Origin of the sequence: Arthrobacter sp. MYb221 (assembly GCF_002979835.1) — a bacterium.
Taxonomy (GTDB): Bacteria; Actinomycetota; Actinomycetes; order Actinomycetales; family Micrococcaceae; genus Glutamicibacter.
In genome coordinates, this window is record NZ_PCPW01000037.1 from 1 (window position 1) to 2,247 (window position 2,247).

1 protein-coding gene, 1 rRNA gene and 1 pseudogene are annotated in these 2,247 nt (G+C 55.9%); 1 reads left to right on the top strand and 2 read right to left on the bottom strand.

Going from position 1 to position 2,247, the window contains the following annotated elements; translation table 11 throughout:
• Positions 1-1,217 (top strand): IS1249 family transposase (locus tag CQ015_RS18565; RefSeq protein WP_374955702.1); only part of this gene is annotated, 1,217 nt, incomplete at its 5' end.
• A gap of 94 nt (positions 1,218-1,311) precedes the next feature.
• On the opposite strand, the gene rrf is transcribed toward CQ015_RS18565, so the two are convergent.
• Positions 1,312-1,428 (bottom strand): 5S ribosomal RNA (gene rrf / locus CQ015_RS18570).
• Between the two features lie 513 nt (positions 1,429-1,941).
• Positions 1,942-2,179, bottom strand: a pseudogene (locus CQ015_RS18575) (IS3 family transposase); the annotation flags it as partial.
• Positions 2,180-2,247 lie beyond the last annotated feature (68 nt).

Sequence of the window (2,247 nt, forward strand, 5' to 3'; positions counted from 1 at the left end):
ACTTCGGCAGGATACTTCTTGGGCATGGTTTCTATCTTTCTCTCGAAAGACAGCGGCATCAAATCAGGGACGGTTCAAACCAACCCCGTTGTGATGTATGCGGAAACAAGCTGGTCAAGAACGGGAAAACAGGCGCTGGACGCACCCGCTGGCGGTGCAAGAACTGCGGCGCGTCCAGCACTGTTTCCCGCCCCGATATCATCGCCAAAACACAGTTCACCGGCTTCTACCGTTGGGCCACCGGAAAACACAGCATCGCCGAACTAGGAACCCCTCGGCGCACCTTCCACCGCACCACCGCCTGGTGCTGGCAAGTCCAGCCACACCTGGAGCAAACCGGCGAACAACATCGATACCTCATGCTCGATGGCACCTACTTCAACGGCTACTGCGCCCTGACCGCGTTCAACGGAACTCACATCATCGACTGGCAGTTCTGCGACCGTGAAAAGGTCGCCTCGTGGACCCTCATGCTCCAACGTATGACACCACCACAGATCGCCGTCATCGACGGGAACGGTGCCCTGGAATCCGTGATCACCGCACTCTGGCCCCAGGTGAAGATCCAACGTTGCTACTTCCATATCCGTCAAACCATGATCAAGCACCTCACCCTGAACCCGCGCACAGTCCCAGGTCAGCAGCTACTTACCTTGACCCGGGCATTGATGAAAGTTGAGACGAAGGAACAAGCCGAGCACTGGACCGAGCAGTTCTATCAGTGGCAGTCCATGCACGCAGTCACGCTCAAAGAACGAACCTATGCCAAAGGAAAGTCTGAGTCTCGGCCTTCGTACGTCAGCCCTAATCAAACGTGGTGGTACACCCATATCAACCTGCGCCGCGGCGAGAGACTCTTCCACAGCCTTTTGAAGAAGGATCAACTTTTTCAGTGGTTGGACCTGGCATTGGAGGGCGAGGTGCTGCCTCGGACCACAAGCCCGCTCGAAGGCGGTATCAACGCGGGTATCAAGGACCAGCTACGACTGCACCGAGGGCTGACGCCGGAGCATTCGATAGCGCTCGTGCGCTGGCATTTGTATCGACACGTCGAAAACCCGAAGGATCCGTGGTCGTTCGTGCAGCAGCGGCATTGGGCTGAAAAACCCTCGCCGAAGATCATCAAGGATGAGCCTATTGGGCCGGTGCTTTACGACAAGCATTTCAGTTGGGATGACGGTAATGGAGTGCAAAAAGGGTGGGGAGGGCGTCGCTGAATCCACTTCAGCGCGTCATCTGTACACACTTTTTGGCACATAACCCTAAACATCGAAGGTCCCGAGATATTTCTCGGGACCTTCGGCAAAATATGCCCGGCGATGACCTACTCTCCCACACCCTCCCGAGTGCAGTACCATCGGCGCAGTGGGTCTTAGCTTCCGGGTTCGGTATGGGACCGGGCGTTTCCCCCACGCTATGATCGCCGTAACTCTAACCCTCACGGTCAAACCGTGGGAAAATTACAGTGTCATTCGCAGTTGCGATAACTCAATAACTATAACAGGGCCAGGCTTCTAAGGGCCAATCGATAGGCTCCTATCCGACGGTGCCCTTCGCCACACTAAATACAATTCGGTTGCAGCCTGTGCAGCTGATAGACACTGCCCGCCCTCCGACTCCTGAGCCGGTACAGGACATGCGTGCAGACCGCCGAGCGCGTATCGATTGCTGCCATATGCGCTGCGTCAACGCCGAGTTTATTGATTCGGATTCGCCGCGGCAGAACGGCTTATATTGCAAAGTTTATTGCTCAGGGCCGGCGTGAGCAGCTGTCTGTCGGAGTTGTATGTACGTTGATTGAAGTTAAATTCTGGCCAGTGAGTTCAATATCATTGAGCTGGTCGAGTTTCTGGGCGCTCAACCCGCCATTCGCCGTATGCGGACGTTTCCGGTTGCGCCAATCCTCGATGTAGCATTACCGCAGTCCTAACCGCCACCCGTCTGGTGATCACGCACCGTCGTGTTCTTGAAGGCACTCATCGGTTTGCCTCGATCCCCAGCTCTTTCATGATCGACAAAACCGTCGACTTCGGTATGTCCTCTTCCTAGTGCTTGCGGATCAGGTCCACCAGTTGCCCGGCGCCGTCTACCCCATTTCGATGCTTCGTACTCGTGCTGGACCGGCGTGCTGCGCCTGGCTCACAGCTTTAGCTTCGCTCGGTTCCTGTGATGGGCTCATCAATCAACCGGCGGAGCACTACACAGCGCCGACAAGAACAAAGCCTATGCAGGAAGATGGAGTAGTGA